Source organism: Stenotrophomonas geniculata ATCC 19374 = JCM 13324, from assembly GCF_001431625.1.
GTDB classification, from domain to species: Bacteria; Pseudomonadota; Gammaproteobacteria; order Xanthomonadales; family Xanthomonadaceae; genus Stenotrophomonas; species Stenotrophomonas geniculata.
The window spans coordinates 1-20,448 of the sequence record NZ_LLXT01000165.1 but is presented as its reverse complement, the minus strand read 5'-3'; the positions used below and the strand labels follow the sequence as shown (position 1 = coordinate 20,448).

Genomic DNA, 20,448 nt, shown 5'->3' with positions numbered 1-20,448 from the left:
GACCCAGGTCGGCACCTACCGATTCGGTTCCGCAACCGCGGTCGGCCTCAATCCCAGGCCGGCGCAATGCCTTCCGGGTTGGCCAGGCGGTGCCCACGATCCAGCTTGGCGATCTGCGCCATGTCTTCGTCGGTGAGGCGGATTGCTGCCGCTTCCAGGTTGCCCGACAGGTTCTCGCGCTTGGTCGAAGACGGAATGACCGAGTAGCCCTGCTGCAGTGCCCAGGCCAGTGCGATCTGCGCGGGCGTGGCCTGGTGACGGCCGGCAATGGCCTGGATCACCGGGTCCTTGATCACCTCGCCATAGGCCAGGCTCATGTAGGCGGTGATGTGGATGCCGTTGTCCTGCAGGAACTTCACCAGCAGGCGGTTCTGCAGGTACGGATGGATCTCGATCTGGTTGGTGGTGATCGCATCGGCGCCGAGGATCTCGATCGCCTTGCGGGTCTGTGCGATGGTGAAGTTGGAGATGCCGATCTCCTTCGTCAGGCCCTGTGCCTTGGCCTCGGCCAGTGCGGTCAGGTACTCCTCCATCGGCACGTCGACCTTGTCGTTCGGCGACGGCCAGTGGATCAGTGCCAGGTCGACATGGTCGGTGCGCAGCTTCTGCAGGCTGGTGCGCAGGCTGGCCAGCAGCGCTTCGCGCTTGAACTCGGTGATCCAGACCTTGGTGGTCAGGTAGATCTCATCGCGCGGCACACCGGAGTCGGCAATGGCCTGGCCGACCTCGGCTTCATTGCCGTAGATCTGTGCGGTATCGATGGCGCGGTAGCCGACATCCAGCGCGTTGCGCACGGAGTCGATCACGGTCTGGTCTTTGAGGCGGAAGGTGCCGAGACCGAAGGCGGGGACAGTCATGGGGAGCTCCAGCAGAGGGGAGGGATGCGAATATCCGGCAAAGGGTAGGCCAGTGGCCGCATACGTGCCGGCAACGGTGCATTGCACCACCGTACCGGCAGGGTGCCGGCACGGCATGACCTGTCTCAATGCGCGGCCACGGCGATGCCATCGGCGCGATCATTGATGCCATCACGACGGTCCAGGCGGCCGCTGAGCGCGGTCAGCGCATACGCGCCCAGTACCACCAGTGCGCCCAGCCACGGCGTGTTCATCAGGCCGATGTTCTCCACTACCAGCCCACCGAGCGAGGCGCCCAGCGCGATGCCGATGTTGAAGGCGGCGATGTTCAGCCCCGAGGCCACGTCGGTGGCCTGCGGCGCATAGCGCTGCGCCTGCTTGACCACATAGACCTGCAGGCCGGGCACGTTGCCGAAGGCCACGGCGCCCAGCGCCAGCACGGTCAGCAGCATCAGCCAGGCGTTCCAGGCGGTGAAGGTGAGCGCGAACAGCACGATGGCCAGCAGCGCGAAGATACGCTTGAGCGCGGGCACCGGGCCCATGCGGTCGGCCAGGCGCCCGCCCCACAGGTTGCCGATCGCCACTGACACGCCGTACACCAGCAGCACCAGGCTGACCGCATTGGCCGAGAAACCGGTGACGTCCTGCAGGATCGGCGCCAGGTAGGTGAAGGCCAGGAAGGTCCCGCCATAACCCAGCGTGGTCATCGCATAGACCAGCAGCAGGCGCGGCTGGGCCAGCACGGCCAGCTGCTGGCGGAAGCTGGACGGCGCGCTCTGCGGCACGCTGCGCGGCACGAACAGCAGCGCACCCAGCAATGCGATCACGCCGAGCCCGGCCACCGCCAGGAAGGTGGCGCGCCAGCCCAGGTGCTGGCCGATGAAAGTGCCCAGCGGCACACCGGTCACCAGCGCCACGGTCAGGCCGGTGAACATGATGGCGATGGCACCGGCGGCCTTCTCCTTCGGCACCACCGCGGTGGCGATGATCGAACCGATCGAGAAGAACACGCCGTGGGCCAGGCCGGTGAGGATGCGCGCGGCGATCAGCGACGTGTAGCCCGGCGCCAGGAAGGCGATGACGTTGCCAAGCGTGAACAGCACCATCAGCGCCACCAGCAGGGTCTTGCGCGGCATGCGGCCGGTCAGCGCGGTCAGCACCGGCGCACCGATGGCCACCCCGAGGGCATACAGCGAGACCAGCAGGCCTGCGGAGGGCAGGCTGACCTGCAGATCGGCGGCAATGGTGGGAATCAGGCCGACGATGACGAACTCGGTGGTGCCGATGGCGAAGGCACCGAGGGTCAACGCCAGCAGGGCGAGGGGAATGCCACGGATCATGGCCGGCTCCGGAGGGAAGGAAGGCGCGCAGTGTGCGCGGTGCACCTTTGCCGAAAAACCAGTCTTCACGCCAATCACTATTGCCGCTCAGTCAATAATGGCGGGATGAAGACCACTCTCGATGAAATGCAGGCCTTCCTCGCGGTGATCGACAGCGGGTCGATCAGCGCCGCTGCCGAGCAGCTGGGGCAGACGCCCTCGGGCGTGAGCCGTGCGCTGGGGCGGCTGGAGGACAAGCTGGGGATCACCCTGCTGACCCGCACCACCCGCCGCCTGCACCTGACTGCCGAGGGCGAGGCGTTCCTGCGCCATGCCCGGGCGATCATCGATGCGGTGGAATCGGCCGAGGAACAGATGGCGGCACGCCGCGAGCGCCCGGCAGGGCGCCTGCGCGTGGATGCGGCGATGCCGTTCGTGCTGCACGTGATCGCGCCGCTGGTGAGCGGCTATCGTGCGCGCTACCCGGAAGTGCAGCTGGAGTTGAACAGCTCCGACCGCTACATCGACCTGCTGGAGCGGCGCACCGATCTGGCGATCCGGATCGGGCCACTGGCCGACTCCACGTTGCATGCGCGGCCGCTGGGGCGGTGCCAGCTGCGGCTGGTGGCAAGCCCGGCCTACCTGGCTGCACACGGCGAACCGGCCAGCGTCGCCGCACTGGGCCAGCACACACTGCTCAGCTTCAACGAGCCGGAGTCACTCAACCGCTGGCCGTTGCCCGGAGAGTCGGATGGGCTGCTGCTGGTGCGGCCGGACATCGCCGTGTCCAGTGGCGAGACACTGCGCCGTCTGGCGGTGGAAGGTGTCGGCATCACCTGCCTGTCCGACTTCGTCACCGATAGCGACCGCGCTGCTGGCACCCTGGTGCCGGTGCTGGCGGCGCAGACGCTGGATGTGTACCAGCCGATCCACGCGGTGTACTACCGCAACACGGCGGTGTCGGCGCGGATCAGCTCGTTCCTGGATTACCTGGGTGAAGCAATGGCGCAGAGCGGTTACCTGCGCTGATCGGATTCGGGTGGGTGCGGACCGTGGGTCCGCACTGCACCTGCCATCGCCCGACCAACGGTCGGGCGCTACCCATCTGACGCTGGCCGGCAACCGGACCAATCAGGCTGCGCGCGCCAACCCGCCCTTCGCATCCGCCGTGGTCGACAGATCGAACACATCCACCGCCTCGATCAACCGGTTCGCCTGCTGTTCCAGGCTGCGTGCCGCGGCGCTGGCTTCCTCCACCAGCGCAGCGTTCTGCTGGGTGGTGCCGTCCATCTGGATCACGGTCTGGCTGACCTGCTCGATGCCCGCGCTCTGTTCCTGCGAGGCGGCGGAAATCTCGGCCATGATGTCGGTCACGCGCTGCACCGAGGCCACGATCTCGGCCATGGTGTCACCGGCCTCACGCACGCGCTGTGCACCGTGCCCCACCTGTTCCACCGAGGCTTCGATCAGCGACTTGATCTCCTTCGCCGCCGCCGCCGAACGCTGCGCCAGCGTGCGGACCTCGCTGGCAACCACCGCGAAGCCACGGCCCTGCTCGCCGGCACGCGCGGCTTCCACCGCAGCGTTCAATGCCAGGATGTTGGTCTGGAAGGCGATGCCATCGATCACGCTGATGATCTCGGCGATCTGCCGTGACGAGGTTTCGATCGCGCCCATCGTCGCCACCACCTGGCCGACCACGCTGCCGCCCTGCGAGGCGACCGCGTGCGCGCCGATCGCGAGCTGGTTGGCTTGGCGCGCGTGTTCGGCGTTCTGGCGCACGGTGGAGGTCAGTTCCTCCATCGATGCTGCCGTCTCTTCCAGGTTGGCGGCCTGCTGTTCGGTACGGCGCGACAGGTCATTGTTGCCGGCGGCGATCTCCGCGGCGGCGGTGTGGATGTTGCCGGAGGCGTGCTTGATGTCGGTGACGATGGTCGCCAGCTGCGCGGCGGTGGTATTGGCGTCGCCGGCGATGCGCGCGAATACACCCTGGAAATCACCGTGCATGCGCGCGCCGAGACGGCCATCGGCAATCGCGCGCAGCATGCTGGAAACCTCGCCCAGGTTCAGCTCGGTGGCCTGCATCAGGCGGTTCAGGCCGTCGATCATCACGCGGAAGTCATGCTCGAAGCGCGCGCTGTCGCCACGCTGGCTGAAGTCGCCGGCGGCGGCGGCTTCGGCCAGGCGGCGGATCTCGCCGTTGATCATGCCGAGATTGGCCTTGGCGGTATCCAACGCGTTGGTGATCACGGCCTTTTCGCCGGGCAGGCGTTCCATGTCCTGGCTGAGGTCACCGACGGCGTAACGCCCCATGATCGCGATCGCGCGCATCTTCACCTGGATGTGCGCATCCACCAGCGTGTTGCTGTCGGCAACCATGGTGCCGAACGCGCCGGGGAAGGCGCTGGCGTCCATGCGGTGGCTGATGGTGCCGGCCTCATGCGCCTGCGCCATCGTGGCCTGTGCATCCAGCACGCCGCGCAGCGTGGACTGCACCGCCTGCATGGCCTGCGCGAGGCGGCCGATCTCGTCGCGGCTGCGCACCTGCACCACGTGTTGCAGGTCGCCGGCAGCCACTGCACGTGCAGCGGCTTCCACCGCCAGTACCGGCTGCACCACCGCGCGCCGCAGCCACCAGGCCAGGCCCATCAGCAACAGCACCGCGGCCAGCACGGTCAGCGCTGCACACAGCAGCAGGGTCTGGCGTGCCTGCTGCGAGCGTGCCGTCACCGCCGCTTCGGCAACCTGCGTGGCGTGCGCGCTCAACGTATCCAGTGCGCTCGCCACCGGGCGATCCTTTCCGCGCACGAGGTTGTCGCCGGCAGCGGGATCGTAGCCGGCCTCCGCAAATGCCTGCAGGGCGGCGTGATAGTCCTTCTGCAGCTGCGCATGCAGGCCGATGAAGGCCTGTGCCAGATCACGCGTGCGCGCGTCCGGGCTGGTCACCAGGCCCTTGGCCAGCTGCTCGACCAGTCGGCCCTCGCTGTCGAAGGCATCCAGATGGCGCTGGCGCAGCGCATCGTCGCGGCCGCGCAGCAATACGTTCTTCCATTCCTGCACCTGGCCGCGGAACTCGCGTTGCAGGCGTTCTGCATCGCGGCTGTGCGCGACTTCGGGTGGAACTTCGGTGGACAGCTTCAACCAAGCGGAGGCCAGGCCCGCCAGTGCGCACAGCAGGACCACGGCCAGACCAACGGAAACCGCGCCGAGCAGCTTGGACTGCAGGCGCGGAGCACGGACAGACGCTTTCATGGAAGGGACTCTCGGGAAGGGGCAATGCGGTATCGACCCGTGCCCTGCACGCCTGAAGTGCGACAACGATCACATTCGCGTTCCGTTTAGCGATGTGAAGGAGATGCTTCATAGGACAAATGTGTCCATATGGAACGAATACGGACTCTCGACAGATGGTTTAAATGTAACTATGGTTGTTACATGAAATCAGCAAGCCCGCTTTCCGATGCCCTGCACGTGATGGCACATCTGGTGGGCCACGCTGCCCCGCGTACGTCCGAGCAGCTGGCGTCGTGCCTGCCGACCCATCCGGTGGTGATCCGTCGCCTGCTGGCACAGCTGCACAAGGCCGGCCTGGTGCGCAGCACCCGTGGCCACGGCGGTGGCAGCCTGCTGGCACGCGATCCCGCAACGATCACCCTGCATGACATCTATCTGGCCGTGGGCGCACCACCGCTGGTGCAGGTCGGCGCCCACGATTCCGGCGGCGGCTGCCCTATCCAGCAGCTGGTCAACAGCGCCCTGCTCGAAGGGGCGCGCGAAGCACAGCGCCTTCTCGAACAGCGGCTGCAGGCGACCACGCTGGACCAGCTCGGCGCCGACTTCGCCCGCCATCTCGCCCATCACCGTTCCCTGGAAGGTCATCATGAATCCTGATGTGCTCATCGTTGGCGGCAGCTATGCCGGCATTGCCGCCGGCCTGATCCTCGCCCGCGCCCGCCGCCCGGTCACGGTCATCGACGCCGGATTGCCGCGCAACCGCTTCGCCAGCCATTCGCATGGCGTGCTGGGGCTGGATGGCACCAGTGGCGCCGAGCTGCTGAAGACCGCGCGCCAGCAACTGCTGGACTACCCCAGCGTACGCTGGCTGCACGCCGAGGCCGTGCAGGCATCCGCCACCGCCGCGGGCGTCGAAGTGCACACCGCTGATGGCCAGGTGCTGGCTGCTCGCAAGCTGCTGCTGGCCAGTGGTATCACCGACCAGCTGCCGGAACTGCCGGGGCTGGCCGAGCGCTGGGGCAGCACCGTGCTGCATTGTCCCTACTGCCATGGCTACGAAGTGGGTGGTGGCGCAATCGGTCTGCTTGGTGGGCACCCGATGTCCGCCAGCAAGGCGCCGCTGTTCGCCGATTGGGGAAATGTCACCTTCTTCAGCCAGGGCCTGCCGATCACCGATGAGGAGCGGGCCGCCATGCAGCAGCGCGGCGTGCAGATCGAGACCGCGCCGGTGGTGGGCGTGCAGGGCGACCAGCCGACCTGGCTGGAAGTGGAGTTGGCTGATGGCCGCCGCATCGCGCAACGCGCGCTGTTCGTGCCGGGCACGCAGACGATGGCGACGCCGCTGGTGCAGCAGCTGGGCTGCACCCTGGTGGAAAGCCCGCTGGGCGTGCTGATCGAGGTCGATGCGATGAAGCAGACCTCGCTGCCGAACGTGTACGCCGCCGGCGATGCAACCACAGTTGGCAACATCACCCTGGCTGCTGCCGAGGGCGTGCGTGCGGGCATCGGCGTGCACCACGCGCTGGTGACTGAAGACAGCGTGGCGCGCTGAACGTGTTCCGGTGGGTGCCGGCCTTGGCCGGCACCGTTCCATTACCCTTTCACGCACAGCACCTGCCGCAGTGTGTGCACCACGTCCACCAGGTCCAGCTGGGCGGCCATGACATCATCGATCGACTTGTACGCCGCCGGTGACTCGTCCAGCACGCCGCTGTCCTTGCGGCACTCAACGTGTGCGGTGGCGTCGCGATGCTGGGCCAGCGTGATCTGCTGGCGCGCGGCGCCACGGCTCATCACCCGGCCGGCACCGTGGCTGCAGCTGTGGAAGCTGTCCGCGTTGCCCTTGCCACGCACGATGTAGCTGCGCGTGCCCATGCTGCCGGGAATGATGCCCAGCTCACCCTCGCGGGCACTGACGGCGCCCTTGCGTGTCACCAGCAGCTCCTGGCCGTGATGCGTTTCCTTCTGCACGTAGTTGTGGTGGCAGTTCACCGCCATCGCCGCCAGCTGGAACTTCGGCAAGCGGTGGCGCATCTCGGCCAGCACGCGCGACATCATCGCCTCGCGGTTCTGCCGCGCGTAGTCCTGCGCCCACGACACCGCTTCAACGTAGTCATCGAACAGCGGCTCGCCTTCCATGAAGAACGCCAGGTCCTTGTCCGGCAGGTGGAAGCCCAGCACGCGCCGTGCCAGCTCCTCGCGCGCCTTCTCGATGAAGTAGGTGCCGATCAGGTTGCCGGTGCCGCGCGAGCCGCTGTGCAGCATCACCCACACCGTATCCGTCTCGTCCAGGCACAGTTCGATGAAGTGGTTGCCGCCGCCCAGCGTACCCAGCTGGCGGTCCAGCTTATCGGTGCGGATCCTGCGGTGCTTGTCCTTGATCTTCTCCAGGCCGTCGGCCAGCCCGGACTGCACCAACCGGGTGTGGATGCTGTCGGGCATGCGGTGATGCTCGCCGCCGCGCCCGTTGCCGACCGGGATGCTGCGCTCGATGCTGTTGCGCAGTTGCCGCAGGTCATCGGGCAGGTCGTTGGCGCGCAGCGTGGTACGCACCGCCGCCATGCCGCAGCCGATGTCGACGCCGACCGCGGCCGGAATGATCGCGCCACGGGTCGGAATCACCGAGCCCACGGTCGCGCCCTTGCCCAGGTGCACGTCCGGCATCACCGCCACCCACGGCCCGACGAACGGGATCGCGGCGATGTTGCGCAGCTGCTCGTGGGCCTGTGCCTCCAGCGGCACACCGTTGACCCAGCCCTTGATCGGCGTGGTGCCCTCGGCGTGCAGCCATTGATAGTTCTGTTGCGTGTCCATTGTCTTGTTGAATGTCCTTGATGGGCCGGCGGCGCGTCCCTGCGCCGCCGCTACCCCCTACCTGATCGTCACCAGCTGCTTCAGCACGCCCTCCAGGCCGCCGAACACGGTGAGCTTGTCGATCTTCTCGGTGACCTTCTCCAGCGCCTCCAGCTCCTTCAAGCGCATCAGCACCGGGTTGTCCTCGATCAGCTTTGCGGTGTTGAGCTGCGAACGCGTGGCGTTGGCCTCCTCGCGGCGACGGATCACGCTGGCCTGGGCCTGCTTCTCGGCCAGCACCACGCCGTTGAGGATCTCCTTCATCTCGCCCGGCAGGATCACGTCCTTGATGCCCACGCCGAGCAGCCGCACGCCATGGCCCTCGATCGCCGCCTGCACATGGGCAGCGATCTCGCCGTCCAGTGCCGCCTTGTCGCCCAGCAGCTCGTCCAGGCTGCGTGCGGCGATCGCCTGGCGCAGGCCGAACTGCAGCTGCCGATAGATGAACTCATCGGCATTGCTCAGCGTGCGGTGTGCACGCACCGGGTCGACCACCTGCACGGTCGCGGCCAGGTTCACTCGCAGGGTCACCTTGTCGCGGCTGAGCAGTTCCTGGCCGGACACGTCCAGCGAACGCGCACGCAGCTCCACGCGCTCCACCGACACGTTGCCGTTGAAGTTCCAGAACGCGTGCAGGCCGGCGTCCAGCGTCTGGCGCAGCGTGCCATCGATGAACAGCAGGCCGACCGACTCGCTCGGCACGGTGCTGATCACCGCGACACGCGGCAGCACGCCCAGCTGGCCCAGGCGCTGCTGCACGTCCAGCGGGATGCGCGGCTCGTCACCCAGCGCCATCACCCGTACCTGGGTGTCGACCGAACCGCGCCAGTACAGACGGCGGCTGCCCGGCGGCAGCACCTCGTCGATGCGGCCGTTGCGCAGCAACAGGCCGACTTCGCCGGCGCCGACGTTGGCCAGTACGAAGTGCGTGTCCAGCTGTGCGTCCAGCGCTTCGATCAGGCTGTCCTGGTCGCTGCCGGTGTAGGCCGCGCCCTTCGATGCGTTGTGGAGGTCCACGTGCGGCCGGCCGCCGAACGGCGACAGGCGGTGCACGCCCGGCAGCAGGATCTGCTGGAAACGACGGTTGCGATACACCAGGCCGCGCTCGCCGTCGCCGATCACGACCTTGATGGTCCAGAACATGGGAGTCTCTCCTTGTATGGCTCTGGTGGTTCGACCCGATAAGGATGAATCACCATGACCCGGGTCGATCAGGTCGTGGCGAGGCCGCCTGCACACCACGTGCAGGCGGCGGAAGAGGGCGGCCATCGGCGGACGGTCCGCGCGCGGAGCCTTCGGTGCGTCATCACCCTTGCGGCCATCGCTGCCGGCAGACAGCACCGGAGCAGAGTGGGGCAGGTAGTGGTGACAGGCCGAGGCCCGGCGTGCGGTCCGTTGCCTTCCACGTTCCTGCCCGAAGGCAATGACGATGGACGGCGACGATGGCCGCTGGGGCTTGCGCCCCGGGTGTTGCTTCAAGTCATGACGTGACAGGTCATGTGGTTTGGAGTGGGAATCGAACCCACGACAGACGGATTACGGATCCGTTGCTCTGACCAAGCTGAGCTATCCAGTTGGGGACCGCGCGGAATCGAACCGCGTACCGGCGAACCGGTGCCTGCCTCCAGCAGGCGATCCAGGCGATGGCATGTCCGCGACCTCCGGCATACGCCACGGCAACGCCGCGCGCACCAGCCCGTGGTGGAAACGGGACCGTTGGAGAATCGAAGGTGCAGGCCACCGACATTATCGGCGAGCGATAATGTTTGAGTGCGATGCAGATAATGTCCAGGCGTTGCCATGCACGCGGAGAAAATCCTCCTGTGCGGCGAAGAAACCTGGGTCAGTGAGCGGCGTGTTGCCGGGCGGGGTGCAGTTCTGGCATCGCGGGTCCTTGTGCCGACGCAAACGAAAACGCCCCCGGGACTTGCGTTCCGAGGGCGTCGTCAGGCCTCGGAGATCGGGGTGGCCGATCTCCGCAGGGCGGGTATCAGGCCGTTGTCAGCTGGTCTTCCTTGCCGAACGCGCGCGCCAGCACGTCCATGCGCAGGCATGGCAGTAGTTTGGCGGTGGCGACGGAATGCGCGTTCAAGGGAGTTTTCCAGTGGTCGTTGAAACGAGGTGCGCACGATAAACCACGATTTAGTCGCGCGCAACCATTTTGTTCAATTATTTTCTTCGCTGTTGTGCAATGCCGGCCAGCGGCCGGCACTACAACTCAGGCTTCCGCGCTGGCGGCATCCAGCTGCGCGACGTCCTGCACGCTCAACGACAGGTTGGCCGCTGCCAGCAGATCGTGCAGCTGTTCGACGGTGGTGGCGCTGACGATCGGCGCAGTGATCGACGGCCGCGCGATCTGCCACGCCAGCGCGATCTGTGCGGCGCTGGCGCCGTGCTTGCTGGCCACGTCATCCAGCGCCTGCAGGATGCGAAGGCCGCGCGGGTTCAGATAGCGCTTCACTACGTTCTCGCCACGCGCCGGGCTCTTGGCTGCATCGGCCGGCGTGCGGTACTTGCCGCTGAGGAAGCCACTGGCCAGCGCGTAGTAGCCGATCACGCCGATCTGCTCGCGCTGCACCAGCGGTTCCAGTTCCTTTTCGTAGCCGGCGCGGTCATACAGGTTGTACTCCGGCTGCAGGGTTTCGTAACGCGGCAGCTTGTAGTCGGTGGACACCTTCAGCGCATCGGCCAGGCGCGTGGCGCTGTAGTTTGAGGCACCGATCGCACGTACCTTGCCGGCTTCGATCAGGCGGCCGAACGCAGCCAGCGTGGCTTCCAGCGGCGTCGACTCGTCATCCTCGTGGGCCTGGTACAGATCGATCACGTCGGTCTGCAGGCGGCGCAGCGAATCCTCGACCGCCGCAGTGATGTTGTCCGGGGTCAGGCCGGGGCGTTCGGCCCACTTGGCCACCTTGGTCGCCAGCACCACCTTGTCACGCTTGCCGCTGCGCGCGAACCACTTGCCGATCAGTGTTTCCGATTCGCCGCCGGCGTTGCCCGGCACCCAGGCCGAGTACACATCGGCGGTGTCGACCAGATTGAAACCTGCGTCGACGAAGGCATCGAGCAGGGCGAAGCTGGCCTTCTCATCGGCGCTCCAGCCGAACACGTTGCCACCGAAGGCGAGCGGACGTACATGCAGGCCGGAACGGCCCAGTTCGCGGGTTGCCGTCATGGGCACGGACTCCTTGGGGGAAGTGCTCCAGAATAGAACGCGATGTGTGACCGTGCTGCGGCGACGACCACAAAACAGTGTTCCGCGGCGCGCACGCAGCTAACGTTTTGTGAACACCTGGGACGCTGTGACTGCTAGTCTCGCCGCATCTTCCGCTGGAGTCGTCCCGATGATGCCTGCTTCGTCCCTGCGTGGTTGCCGACTGCTGCTTGCTTCGGCCCTGCTTGCTGCTGTTCCCGCGTTCGCCGCACCGGCCACGGTCGCGCCGGCGAAGATCGAGGTCTCGCCGGCCATCGACGCGGCGGTGAAGGCGCCCACCCGCGATGCCAACAACGTCAAGCGCGATGGCTTCCGTCATCCGGCGCAGACGCTGTCGTTCTTCAGGGTGGCTCCGGAAAAGACCGTCATCGAGATCACCCCCGGCAACGGCTGGTACTCGGAGATCCTGGCGCCGCTGCTGCATGACAAGGGTCATTACGTCGCCGCCGTGGTCGACCCGATGGCCGTACCCGAAGGCCGCGGCCGTGACTACCAGCAGCGCAGCCGCGACAGCCTGGAAAAGAAGTACGCCGGCGCACCGGCGCAGTTCGGCAAGACTGCCGTGGTCGCCTACGATCCGGCCAAGCCGGTGTTCGGCCCGGCCAATTCAGCCGACGTGGTGCTGACCTTCCGCAACGTGCACAACTGGCGCAAGGCCGGCCAGGCGCAGGGCATGTTCCAGGGCTTCTTCAACGTGCTCAAGCCGGGCGGCGTGCTGGGCGTGGTCGAGCATCGCGCCAAGGCCGATGTGGCCGACGACGATGACACCGGCTATGTCGGCCAGCAGCAGGTGATCGCGATGGCCGAGGCGGCTGGTTTCAAGCTGGATGCGCGCAGCGAGGTCAACGCCAACCCGCGGGACACCAAGGACCACCCGAACGGCGTGTGGACGCTGCCGCCGACCAACCAGCACGACAAGGCCGACGATGCGAAGTACCAGGCGATCGGCGAGAGCGATCGCATGACCCTGCGCTTCATCAAGCCGTAAGGGGGTAGCGCCGGGCCACGCCCGGCGAGCGCAGCGGCGCTGCAATGGACGTACTGTGTATCCGCCGGGCATGGCCCGGCGCTACCACCAATGGAGTGGACTGTTGAAGAAGGTGCTGTACTTCGCCTTCGCATTGATGGCGCTGCCGCGGCTGTACGACTTCGTGTTCCATGCGGGTCACGTGCATGACCTGGTGGCGGCGGCAGGTTTTGCGGCGCTGCTCGTTGGTGGCCTCTGGGACGAACGAGCGCGCAGGGCCTGCCCACCGGTAGCGCGGCTGCGGTACCTTGCCAACGCGGCCGCCACGTGCGGCGTGGTGCTGGTGCTCGTCGCGCTGTTGATGGAAAGGAAGGTCTTCGGCTGAGTAGCCGGTGATCGCGGCGACGATGCGGGGATGGGACAATGCCTTACCCGCCGCCCGCCGTGCCCGCAATGCTGATCGCCTTCAACAAGCCCTTCAACGTGCTCTGCCAGTTCACCGACCGCAGCGTGCCGCCGCGGCCGACCCTGGCCGGGTTTGGCCTGCCGCCGCGCGTGTATGCCGCCGGCCGCCTGGACCATGACAGCGAGGGCCTGCTGCTGCTGACCGACAACGGTGCGCTGGCGCACAAGCTGACCGACCCGAAGCACAAGGCCGACAAGACGTACTGGGTGCAGGTGGAAGGCACCCCCAGCGACGAGCAGCTGCAGCGGCTGCGCGACGGCGTTGAGCTGAACGACGGGCCGACCCTGCCGGCGAAGATCGAGCGCCTCGATCCGGCGCCGTCGCTGTGGACGCGGGATCCGCCGGTACGCTTCCGCAAGACCGTGCCCGATGCCTGGCTGGCGATCACGATCCGCGAGGGCCGCAACCGCCAGGTGCGGCGGATGACCGCGGCGGTGAACCTGCCGACGCTGCGGCTGGTCCGCGTGTCGATGGGACCCTACCGGCTGGACGACCTGCAGCCGGGCCAGTGGCGGCAGATCGGTTGAAATGAAAAGGCCGGAGCCCTTCCTGCGGAAGGACCCCGGCCCTGGCAGCGGCCGACGATCTCAGGCGTCGCTGCCGATATCGCTGTGCTCATCCACCACGGTGTCATTGCGGCGGTCACGTGCATTGATGCGCTGCGCCTGCCCATTCACCACGTGGCCATTGGCAGCCTTCTTCTTCTGCTGCTTGCGGTACAGCGCATAGCCGAGCAGGCCGACGCCGACGGCAGCCGCGGCAATGGTCACGGCCGGATTGCGGCGGGCGAACTTGGTGGCGACCTTGCCGCCGGTCTTCACTGCGCCGAGGGCGGCGCCGGTCTTGATCCAGTCCGCATTGCGCAGGCTGCCACCGGCGCTCTTCAGGCCATCGCCGGCGGTGTGGGCCAGCTCCAGGGCGCGCTCCAGAGCGCGGTCGGTGATTACGGTCAGCTTGCTCATGCGGGGGTCCTTTGCCTCGGGTCGAAGTCCAGTGTCGCGTGTTGCCCGTAAACGGTATGTCAGTCGAGGCCGCACGTGGCGTGACTTTACCGCAGCCATTCAGGATCAGGCAGGGTCCGCAACCGGTGGTGCCGGCAGGGCCGGTCAGGTCCCGCGTGGCTTGGCCCGGTGCGTGGCCGTGGCCGTCCACGGGTCATCCGGCCACGGATGGCGCGGGTAGCGGCCCTTCATCTCCTTTTTCACTTCGGCGTAGGTGTTTTCCCAGAAGTTGCGCAGGTCCTGGGTGACCTGCAGCGGCCGGCCACCGGGCGACAGCAGGTGCAGGGTCAGCGGCACGCGCCCATCAGCGATGCGCGGCGTATCAGCCAGGCCGAACAGTTCCTGCAGCTTCACCGCCAGCACCGGCGGCAACGGCTCGCCACTTTCGCTGTCCAACGCGTAGGTGATCGGCCGTTCCAAGCCTGAAGGTACGGTGATGCGGGTCGGCACATGGCGCTCGACCAGCTGCCGCTGCGACCACTCCAGCCGCGACTTCAGCGCCTCGCCGAAGCTGGACTCGTCCAGCGCATCCAGACGGCTCTTGCCGGCGAACGCGGGCTGCAGCCACTGCGCACGGTTGGCCAGCAGGGCCGCGTCGCTGCAGTCGGGCAGATCCAACTCCGGCATCCAGCGCCGCAGTGATTCCACCCGTGCCTGCCACTGGCGCAGGCCTTCGGTCCATGGCAGCGCCTGCAGGCCGAGCTCGGCCACCGCGTCAGTCAGCGCCTGCGCGGCGTGCTGCGGATCGACCCGGCCGGCCGAGCGGCTGTCCAGCACGATGCGGTCGAAACGGGTCTCGCGCAGGGCCACCAGGGCGCGGCGCTCGCTGTCCCAGCGGACCACATCCTCGGTGACGAAGCGCTCCGGCCACGCCTTGCGCAGCTGGCCTTCGTCCACCGGTGCGGCACGCAGCAGCAGCGCATCGCGTGCCTCGAAGCGAAGCTCGCTGGCCACCAGCCACGGTTCGCCACGCAGGTCGCTCAGTTCGTGCAGGCGCGCGCTGCGACCATTGGCCAGCAGGTAGCGCAATGGATCGCTGGGATGCTGGAAACCGATCCGGTCGGGGAAGGCATGTGCGAGCAGGTCACCCAGTTCGTGGGCCTCGATGCTGGCGGGCGGCGCGGCATCACAGCGCAGGCGACGTCGCCACTGCTTGGCGGCCGCATCGATGGCGGCCAGACCGCTGCGGTTGGCGTCACCCGGTGCGCGGCCATTGCGGAACGCGGCCAGTGCGCGCCAGCGTGCCGCCAGCGCGTCACCGCCCTGGCGCAATGGGTCGCGCGCCTCCAGCAGGGCGGCCAGATCAGCGGCCAGCGCCTGCGCACGTGCATCGGGCGCCGCCAGCAGCATCGCCGCCATCCGCGGATGCGTGCCCAACGCCAGCACGCGCCGGCCAAGTGCGGTGATCGCACCGCTGCTGGACAGGGCGCCGAGCCGTTGCAGCAGTTCGCGTGCCGCGCCCATCGGGCCGGCCGGCGGCGGGTCGAGGAAGCGCAGGTCGCTGCTGCCCCAGGCCGCCAGTTCCAGTGCCAGTCCTGCCAGTTCCACCTGGTCGATCTCGGCGCGACGCTGTGGCTCCAACCGCTGCGACTGCGGCCACAACCGCCAGGCCACGCCCTCGGCCACGCGTCCGGCGCGGCCGGCGCGCTGGTCGGCCGACGCCTGCGCGATGGCCACCACGTCCAGCCGGGTAAAACCGCTGTTGGGGTCGTAGCGCGGTTCGCGTGCCTGGCCACTGTCGATCACCACGCGCACGCCGGGCAGGGTCACCGAGGATTCGGCGACATTGGTGGCCAGCACCACGCGGCGGCGACCATCGCTGGCCACCTGCAGCACGCGCGCCTGCTGCTCCACCGGCAGTTCACCGTGCAGGGCCAGCACTTCGACGTTGCCGTCCAGCGATTCCTGCAGCCCGGCCTGCACGCGCGCGATTTCGCGCTGGCCGGGCAGGAACACCAGCAGGTCACCGGGGTGTTCGGCCAAGGCCTGCTGCACCGCGCGGCGCACCTGCAGTTCCAGCGCCTCATCGCGGCGCGCCGGGAAATGGCTGATCGCGACCGGGTAGCTGCGGCCCTCGCTGCTCAGCCGCGGCGCGTCGAGGAAGCGTGCCAGGCGCTCGCCATCCAGTGTTGCCGACATCACCACCAGACGCAGGTCGTCACGCAGCTGTGCCTGCACGTCGAGCGCCAGTGCCAGGCCGAGATCACCGTTGAGATGGCGCTCGTGGAACTCATCGAACAGGATCGCACCGACCTCTTCCAGCATCGGGTCGTCCTGCAGCATGCGGGTGAGGATGCCTTCGGTGACGACTTCAATGCGTGTGCGCGCCGAGACCTTGTTCTCGAAGCGGATGCGATAGCCGACGGTGCCACCCACCTCTTCACCGAGCTGCCGCGCCATGAACAGCGCGGCGCTGCGCGCGGCCACCCGGCGCGGTTCCAGCAGGATGATCTTCCGGCCCTGCAGCCACGGCGTATCCAGCAGCGCCAGCGGTACCTGGGTGGTCTTGCCGGCGCCGGGCGGGGCTTCCAGCACCAGCCGTGGCTGCGCGGCCAGGTGCTGCTGGATCTGCGGCAGCAGCGGGGAAATCGGGAAGAGCGGCGCGTTCATGTGCAAAGGATAAGGGGCCACGGCGGGCGCAGGTACAATGCGCGGGCACTTTTCCCCCACGATGACCATGCACCTGATCGATATCGGCGCCAACCTGACCCACGATTCCTTCGACCGTGACCGCGATGCCGTGCTGGATCGCGCGCGCCAGGCCGGCGTGGTGCAGATGGTCATCACCGGTGCCAGCCGCGAGCACTCACCGTTGGCGGTGCAGCTGGCGCAGCAGCATCCGGGCTTCCTGTATGCCACCGCCGGCGTGCACCCGCACCATGCGGTGGAATACACCGAGGAATGCGACGCCGAAATGCGCGCGCTGCATGCCCACGCGGAAGTGGTGGCGGTGGGCGAGTGCGGGCTGGACTACTTCCGTGACTTCTCGCCGCGCCCGGCCCAGCACCGTGCCTTCGAGCGCCAGCTGCAGCTGGCCGCTGAGAATGGAAAGCCGCTGTTCCTGCACCAGCGCGATGCGCATGCCGATTTCATGGCACAGATGAAGAACTTCGAAGGCCGCATCGGCCCGGCGGTGGTGCATTGCTTCACCGGCGAACGCGACGAACTGTTCGACTACCTGGACCAGGACTGGTACATCGGCATCACCGGCTGGCTGTGTGACGAGCGCCGTGGCGCGCACCTGCGCGAACTGGTGAAGAACATCCCGGCCAACCGCCTGATGATCGAGACCGATGCACCGTACCTGCTGCCGCGCACGCTGAAGCCGATGCCGAAGGATCGCCGCAACGAACCGATGTTCCTCTCGCACATCGTGGAGGAGCTGGCACGTGACCGTGGCGAGGACGTGGCGGTGACCGCGGCCAATGCCACGGCGGCCACGCGCACTTTCTTCCGGCTGCCCGACGCGGGTTGATCCGTAGAGCCGAGCCCATGCTCGGCTTATCGCGCGCAGCGCGAAAGACGCAAAGAGCAGCCGAGCATGGGCTCGGCTCTACAAAGCGCTGTCCGGTAGCGCCGGGCCATGCCCGGCGAGCGAAGCGGCCAGCGCCTGCAGTCCTTCCCGGTACGTCGGAAACCGCGGTGCCCACCCCAGCGCCGCACGCGTGCCACGACTGTCGATGCGCTTGTTGCTCTGGTAGAAGCGCTGCAGCGTCGGGCTCAGCGCTGGATCGTCCCAGGCCACGGCCGGCGGCATCGCAAGCCCGCCCAACTGCGCGGCGAAGGCCAGCACATCCTGTGGTGGTGCCGGTTCGTCGTCGGCCGGCAGGTATAGCCCCTCCACGCACGGCCGCTGCATCGACGCGATAACGACCGTTGCCAGGTCATCCACGTGCAGCCGGTTGAACACCAGCCCAGGGCGCACTACGTGGCGGGCGCGTGCCTGCGCCAGCTGCAGCAGCACATTGCGCCCCGGCCCGTACAGGCCAGGCAGGCGGAACACCGCCGAGGCGATGCCGCGTTGTCCGGCCAGCGCGCGCCACTGGGCTTCCGCGAGCAGGCGCTGCACACCGACGGCCCCGGTGGCATCTGCGTCGCTGGTTTCGTCGATCCAACCGCCAGCGCGGTCGGCATACACCGAGGTGGACGACAGATAACCGACCCAGCGCAGTGCCGGGCTGGCCAACAGCGCGGGCAGCAGCAGGCGCAAGGCAGGATCGCCCTCGGCATCGGGCGGCACGCTGCACAGCACGGCCTCGGCGTGTGCGATCTCCTCGAGCAGGGCCGGCGAAGGCGAGGCGTCAGCCTGCAACCGGTGCCGACGCAGGCCATCGCCGGGGGCCGCTGCCGGATCGCGTACTGTTCCCGCAACCTGCACGCCGCGCGCCCGCAGCTGCGCGGCCAACACGCGGCCACTCCAGCCCAGGCCGAGGATCAGCACCCGCGCCGGCAGCGCGCCCGCCTGCAGCGCGAGGCTCACGCGCCGCGCTGGGCCTGATAGGCCTGCAGGCTGCTGTACGCCACCTGCAGCAGCAGGCCTTCCTGGTCGGCTTTGCGCGCACGCACCAGCATGTCGCCGACGATCTGTTCGGCCTCCACCTGCTGGCCAGCCTCCAGATCACGCAGCATCGATGCCTTCAACGCCGAGCCCGCCTGGGTGAGGGTGCCGCGTGCGGTGTCCTGCGCGGCATCGGGAATCGGCTCACCGGCCGCTTCGGCCACGGCCAGGCATTCGTCGTACAGGCCGCGCACGATCGCCTCGCCATCATCGGTGGCGACGATGGTGCCGATGTCCGCGCGCAGCAGGCAGGTGGCGGCGGCCAGTGCGGTCAGGAAGGTGTACTTGATCCACTGCTCCTGACCGATGCGCTCGCTGGCCAGGTGGTCGAGGTTGGCCTGTGCGCAGGCAGCAGCGAAGGCACGCACTCGCGCGGAGATCGCGCCACCATCGCGCTCGCCGAAGGTGAGCTTGGCTGGCTTGCCCAGATGCAGCACGGCGCCGTCAGCGGCCTTGGTGGCGCTGATGAAGCACAGGCCGCCGAGCACCGCATCGCGGCCGAAGCGCAGATCCAGCGCGTCGTAGTGATGCAGGCCGTTGAGGATCGGCAGTACGGTGGTGTTCGCGCCCACGGCCGGAGCAATGGCGTCGATCGAGCTGTCCAGGTCGTAGGCCTTGCAGCTGAGGATGACCAGATCGAACGGCTTCTGCGCGGCCAATGCGGGCAGCGTATCGGCGGTGACGTGCTGCACCGGGAAGCGGGCGTCGCCGAGCGGGCTGCGGATGACCAGGCCGTCGCGGTCCAGCTGGGCGGCGCGGGCGGGGCGGACGAGGAAGGTCACGTCCACGCCGGCCTGGGCCAGGCGACCACCGAAGTAACCGCCGGTACCGCCGGCGCCGAGGATCAGGATACGCATTGCACGTTCACCGTTTGCTGGGGGAATCATGAGTCCGATTGTGCCGGAGATTGCGGCCAACGGCGGTGTCCCCCGTGGTGGTTCGCGGAAAGCACTGTTCATTGGGGTTGGCCGGGCGCGGCGACCACGGGAACCAGATCAAGAGCGGAAGCGGGTCGTTCGCTGCGCTCGCTCGTGTAGAGCGGTGCTCAGCGCAGCTGTTCGCTGAAGTCTTCGGTGTATCCCAATAGAAGCGTGGTTCGGGTGGCCAGGTTTGCAGCCAGTTGTGACCAGATGTCGTGCGTTCCGGCAGCGTAGACACGCTGCAGGTCAGCGACCAACGCATTCGCCTCTGCTGGCGACGGCGCGCTGTCGCGCTGGAAGCCAAGCCACGATGCGCCGAGTCCGAACAGGCGGTAGTCGTAGCGCTCCTGCAGGTGCCGTATCAGGGCGTGGTTCTGGAAGATGTCCCAGTCCGCGCTGAAGTAGCCATTGGGCAGGGCGGCGATCAGCAGGTCATCGCGGTCCACGGGCACCTGCTGCACGCAGACCACCTCGTCGACGACCAGGTCCGGCGCGGCATTGGCCGTGACCAGCGCCTCGATGTCTGCGTCATTGCAGAGCAAGGTGCCCGGCAGGGCGGTCCATTCCAGCCGATGAGAGGAATGTTCGAGCTGCGCGACGACATGCGCCAGCAACCGCTCGCGTGCCGCCAACGCATCTTCTGGGGTCGCCGGGTCTTCGTCCTCGTACAGTGCGATGCGCTCGTCGTCGGACGCGTGCATGCTGGTGTAACGGCACTGACCGACATCGTCGAGCGTGCACAGATAGCGATGGCGGGGATTGGCCACGTGCAGCGACGCCAGGCAATCCAGTACCTCATCCAATGTGGGCGAATCGCCCAGCAGCACATGGCTGAAGGCATCGATGGGGCCGTCCGACACGGCCTTGTCCAATGGAATGGAAGTGATCTTCATCGCCACAGCCTAGCCGCAATCCCAGACGAAAAGCGCCGAGCATCGGCTTGGAACGCTTCATTCACGCATGGCGTGGATCCATCGTGTCGACCAAGGTCGACACCCACCCACAGCAGCGGCAATCTGTCGAAGGCGGGGTGGGTCCGATTGCGGGGGTGTCCGCGGC

Annotated in this window: 18 protein-coding genes and 1 tRNA gene; 7 read left to right on the top strand and 12 right to left on the bottom strand. The window is 67.6% G+C overall.

Features of this window, described 5'->3' with window-relative positions; all coding sequences use genetic code 11:
- Positions 1-47 precede the first annotated feature (47 nt).
- Positions 48-857: a 2,5-didehydrogluconate reductase DkgB gene (gene dkgB / locus ARC63_RS22265; protein ID WP_057504418.1), complete on the bottom strand. Its 810-nt coding sequence runs from the start codon at positions 855-857 to the stop codon at positions 48-50.
- Positions 858-982: 125 nt separating this feature from the next.
- Positions 983-2,197 carry an MFS transporter gene (locus ARC63_RS22260; protein ID WP_057504417.1) on the bottom strand — a complete coding sequence of 405 codons (1,215 nt, stop codon included), beginning with the start codon at positions 2,195-2,197 and terminating at the stop codon, positions 983-985.
- Positions 2,198-2,302: 105 nt separating this feature from the next.
- On the opposite strand from ARC63_RS22260, the gene ARC63_RS22255 reads away from it, so the two are divergent.
- The gene (locus tag ARC63_RS22255) at positions 2,303-3,205 is read left to right on the top strand and encodes a LysR family transcriptional regulator (protein WP_049454144.1); all 903 of its coding nucleotides are present in this window, start codon (positions 2,303-2,305) and stop codon (positions 3,203-3,205) included.
- Positions 3,206-3,307: 102 nt separating this feature from the next.
- On the opposite strand, the gene ARC63_RS22250 is transcribed toward ARC63_RS22255, so the two are convergent.
- A complete protein-coding gene (locus ARC63_RS22250; protein WP_057504416.1) occupies positions 3,308-5,428 on the bottom strand; it encodes a methyl-accepting chemotaxis protein in 2,121 nt (706 codons plus the stop codon).
- A gap of 183 nt (positions 5,429-5,611) precedes the next feature.
- Here ARC63_RS22250 and ARC63_RS22245 point away from each other — a divergent pair, with 183 nt between their 5' ends.
- Complete coding sequence (locus tag ARC63_RS22245) at positions 5,612-6,067, top strand: Rrf2 family transcriptional regulator (protein WP_057504415.1); 456 nt, start codon at positions 5,612-5,614, stop codon at positions 6,065-6,067.
- A complete protein-coding gene (locus ARC63_RS22240) occupies positions 6,057-6,962 on the top strand; it encodes an NAD(P)/FAD-dependent oxidoreductase (protein ID WP_057504414.1) in 906 nt (301 codons plus the stop codon). The genes ARC63_RS22245 and ARC63_RS22240 overlap by 11 nt, the downstream gene beginning before the upstream one ends.
- Before the next feature lie 41 nt (positions 6,963-7,003).
- On the opposite strand, the gene ARC63_RS22235 is transcribed toward ARC63_RS22240, so the two are convergent.
- From ARC63_RS22235 to ARC63_RS22220, 4 genes are all read right to left on the bottom strand, one after another.
- Positions 7,004-8,224, bottom strand: coding sequence for an RtcB family protein (locus tag ARC63_RS22235; protein WP_057504413.1), 1,221 nt, complete (start codon positions 8,222-8,224; stop codon positions 7,004-7,006).
- A gap of 57 nt (positions 8,225-8,281) precedes the next feature.
- Entirely contained in the window at positions 8,282-9,406 is a 1,125-nt protein-coding gene (locus ARC63_RS22230) for a slipin family protein (protein ID WP_057504412.1), read from the bottom strand.
- 357 nt (positions 9,407-9,763) lie between these two features.
- Positions 9,764-9,837, bottom strand: a tRNA-Thr gene (locus tag ARC63_RS22225).
- Positions 9,838-10,481: 644 nt separating this feature from the next.
- Positions 10,482-11,438 (bottom strand): aldo/keto reductase, encoded by a 957-nt coding sequence (locus ARC63_RS22220; protein ID WP_057504411.1) that lies wholly within the window; start codon positions 11,436-11,438, stop codon positions 10,482-10,484.
- 169 nt (positions 11,439-11,607) lie between these two features.
- Here ARC63_RS22220 and ARC63_RS22215 point away from each other — a divergent pair, with 169 nt between their 5' ends.
- From ARC63_RS22215 to ARC63_RS22205, 3 genes are all read left to right on the top strand, one after another.
- Entirely contained in the window at positions 11,608-12,465 is an 858-nt protein-coding gene (locus ARC63_RS22215; RefSeq protein ID WP_010482267.1) for a class I SAM-dependent methyltransferase, read from the top strand.
- A gap of 112 nt (positions 12,466-12,577) precedes the next feature.
- Entirely contained in the window at positions 12,578-12,829 is a 252-nt protein-coding gene (locus tag ARC63_RS22210; protein ID WP_227200577.1) for a hypothetical protein, read from the top strand.
- A gap of 68 nt (positions 12,830-12,897) precedes the next feature.
- The gene (locus ARC63_RS22205; RefSeq protein ID WP_053443702.1) at positions 12,898-13,437 is read left to right on the top strand and encodes a pseudouridine synthase; all 540 of its coding nucleotides are present in this window, start codon (positions 12,898-12,900) and stop codon (positions 13,435-13,437) included.
- Positions 13,438-13,497: 60 nt separating this feature from the next.
- Here ARC63_RS22205 and ARC63_RS22200 read toward each other — a convergent pair whose 3' ends face one another.
- Both ARC63_RS22200 and hrpB read right to left on the bottom strand, forming a co-directional pair.
- Positions 13,498-13,872, bottom strand: coding sequence for a hypothetical protein (locus ARC63_RS22200; protein ID WP_005411574.1), 375 nt, complete (start codon positions 13,870-13,872; stop codon positions 13,498-13,500).
- Between the two features lie 144 nt (positions 13,873-14,016).
- Positions 14,017-16,521, bottom strand: a complete 2,505-nt coding sequence (hrpB, locus tag ARC63_RS22195) for an ATP-dependent helicase HrpB (RefSeq protein ID WP_057504409.1) — start codon at positions 16,519-16,521, stop codon at positions 14,017-14,019.
- A 67-nt stretch (positions 16,522-16,588) separates the two neighbouring features.
- On the opposite strand from hrpB, the gene ARC63_RS22190 reads away from it, so the two are divergent.
- Positions 16,589-17,386: a TatD family hydrolase gene (locus tag ARC63_RS22190; RefSeq protein ID WP_057504419.1), complete on the top strand. Its 798-nt coding sequence runs from the start codon at positions 16,589-16,591 to the stop codon at positions 17,384-17,386.
- 78 nt (positions 17,387-17,464) lie between these two features.
- On the opposite strand, the gene ARC63_RS22185 is transcribed toward ARC63_RS22190, so the two are convergent.
- The 3 genes from ARC63_RS22185 to ARC63_RS22175 all read right to left on the bottom strand — a co-directional run bounded on the left by ARC63_RS22185 (position 17,465) and on the right by ARC63_RS22175 (position 20,282).
- The gene (locus ARC63_RS22185; RefSeq protein ID WP_010482259.1) at positions 17,465-18,391 is read right to left on the bottom strand and encodes an NAD-dependent epimerase/dehydratase family protein; all 927 of its coding nucleotides are present in this window, start codon (positions 18,389-18,391) and stop codon (positions 17,465-17,467) included.
- Positions 18,388-19,326, bottom strand: coding sequence for a 2-dehydropantoate 2-reductase (gene panE / locus ARC63_RS22180; protein WP_057504408.1), 939 nt, complete (start codon positions 19,324-19,326; stop codon positions 18,388-18,390). The genes ARC63_RS22185 and panE overlap by 4 nt, the downstream gene beginning before the upstream one ends.
- 188 nt (positions 19,327-19,514) lie before the next feature.
- Positions 19,515-20,282, bottom strand: a complete 768-nt coding sequence (locus ARC63_RS22175; protein ID WP_057504407.1) for a hypothetical protein — start codon at positions 20,280-20,282, stop codon at positions 19,515-19,517.
- Positions 20,283-20,448 lie beyond the last annotated feature (166 nt).

Bases quoted from the DNA above. Each gene is read 5' to 3' on its own strand.
- ARC63_RS22175 (WP_057504407.1), bottom strand. From the start codon at position 20,282: ATGAAGATCACTTCCATTCCATTGGACAAGGCCGTGTCGGACGGCCCC.
- ARC63_RS22260 (WP_057504417.1), bottom strand. From the start codon at position 2,197: ATGATCCGTGGCATTCCCCTCGCCCTGCTGGCGTTGACCCTCGGTGCC.
- ARC63_RS22250 (WP_057504416.1), bottom strand. From the start codon at position 5,428: ATGAAAGCGTCTGTCCGTGCTCCGCGCCTGCAGTCCAAGCTGCTCGGC.
- ARC63_RS22240 (WP_057504414.1), top strand. From the start codon at position 6,057: ATGAATCCTGATGTGCTCATCGTTGGCGGCAGCTATGCCGGCATTGCC.
- ARC63_RS22220 (WP_057504411.1), bottom strand. From the start codon at position 11,438: ATGACGGCAACCCGCGAACTGGGCCGTTCCGGCCTGCATGTACGTCCG.
- panE (WP_057504408.1), bottom strand. From the start codon at position 19,326: ATGCGTATCCTGATCCTCGGCGCCGGCGGTACCGGCGGTTACTTCGGT.
- ARC63_RS22200 (WP_005411574.1), bottom strand. From the start codon at position 13,872: ATGAGCAAGCTGACCGTAATCACCGACCGCGCTCTGGAGCGCGCCCTG.
- ARC63_RS22230 (WP_057504412.1), bottom strand. From the start codon at position 9,406: ATGTTCTGGACCATCAAGGTCGTGATCGGCGACGGCGAGCGCGGCCTG.
- ARC63_RS22205 (WP_053443702.1), top strand. From the start codon at position 12,898: ATGCTGATCGCCTTCAACAAGCCCTTCAACGTGCTCTGCCAGTTCACC.
- ARC63_RS22255 (WP_049454144.1), top strand. From the start codon at position 2,303: ATGAAGACCACTCTCGATGAAATGCAGGCCTTCCTCGCGGTGATCGAC.
- hrpB (WP_057504409.1), bottom strand. From the start codon at position 16,521: ATGAACGCGCCGCTCTTCCCGATTTCCCCGCTGCTGCCGCAGATCCAG.
- ARC63_RS22245 (WP_057504415.1), top strand. From the start codon at position 5,612: ATGAAATCAGCAAGCCCGCTTTCCGATGCCCTGCACGTGATGGCACAT.
- dkgB (WP_057504418.1), bottom strand. From the start codon at position 857: ATGACTGTCCCCGCCTTCGGTCTCGGCACCTTCCGCCTCAAAGACCAG.
- ARC63_RS22235 (WP_057504413.1), bottom strand. From the start codon at position 8,224: ATGGACACGCAACAGAACTATCAATGGCTGCACGCCGAGGGCACCACG.
- ARC63_RS22190 (WP_057504419.1), top strand. From the start codon at position 16,589: ATGCACCTGATCGATATCGGCGCCAACCTGACCCACGATTCCTTCGAC.
- ARC63_RS22215 (WP_010482267.1), top strand. From the start codon at position 11,608: ATGATGCCTGCTTCGTCCCTGCGTGGTTGCCGACTGCTGCTTGCTTCG.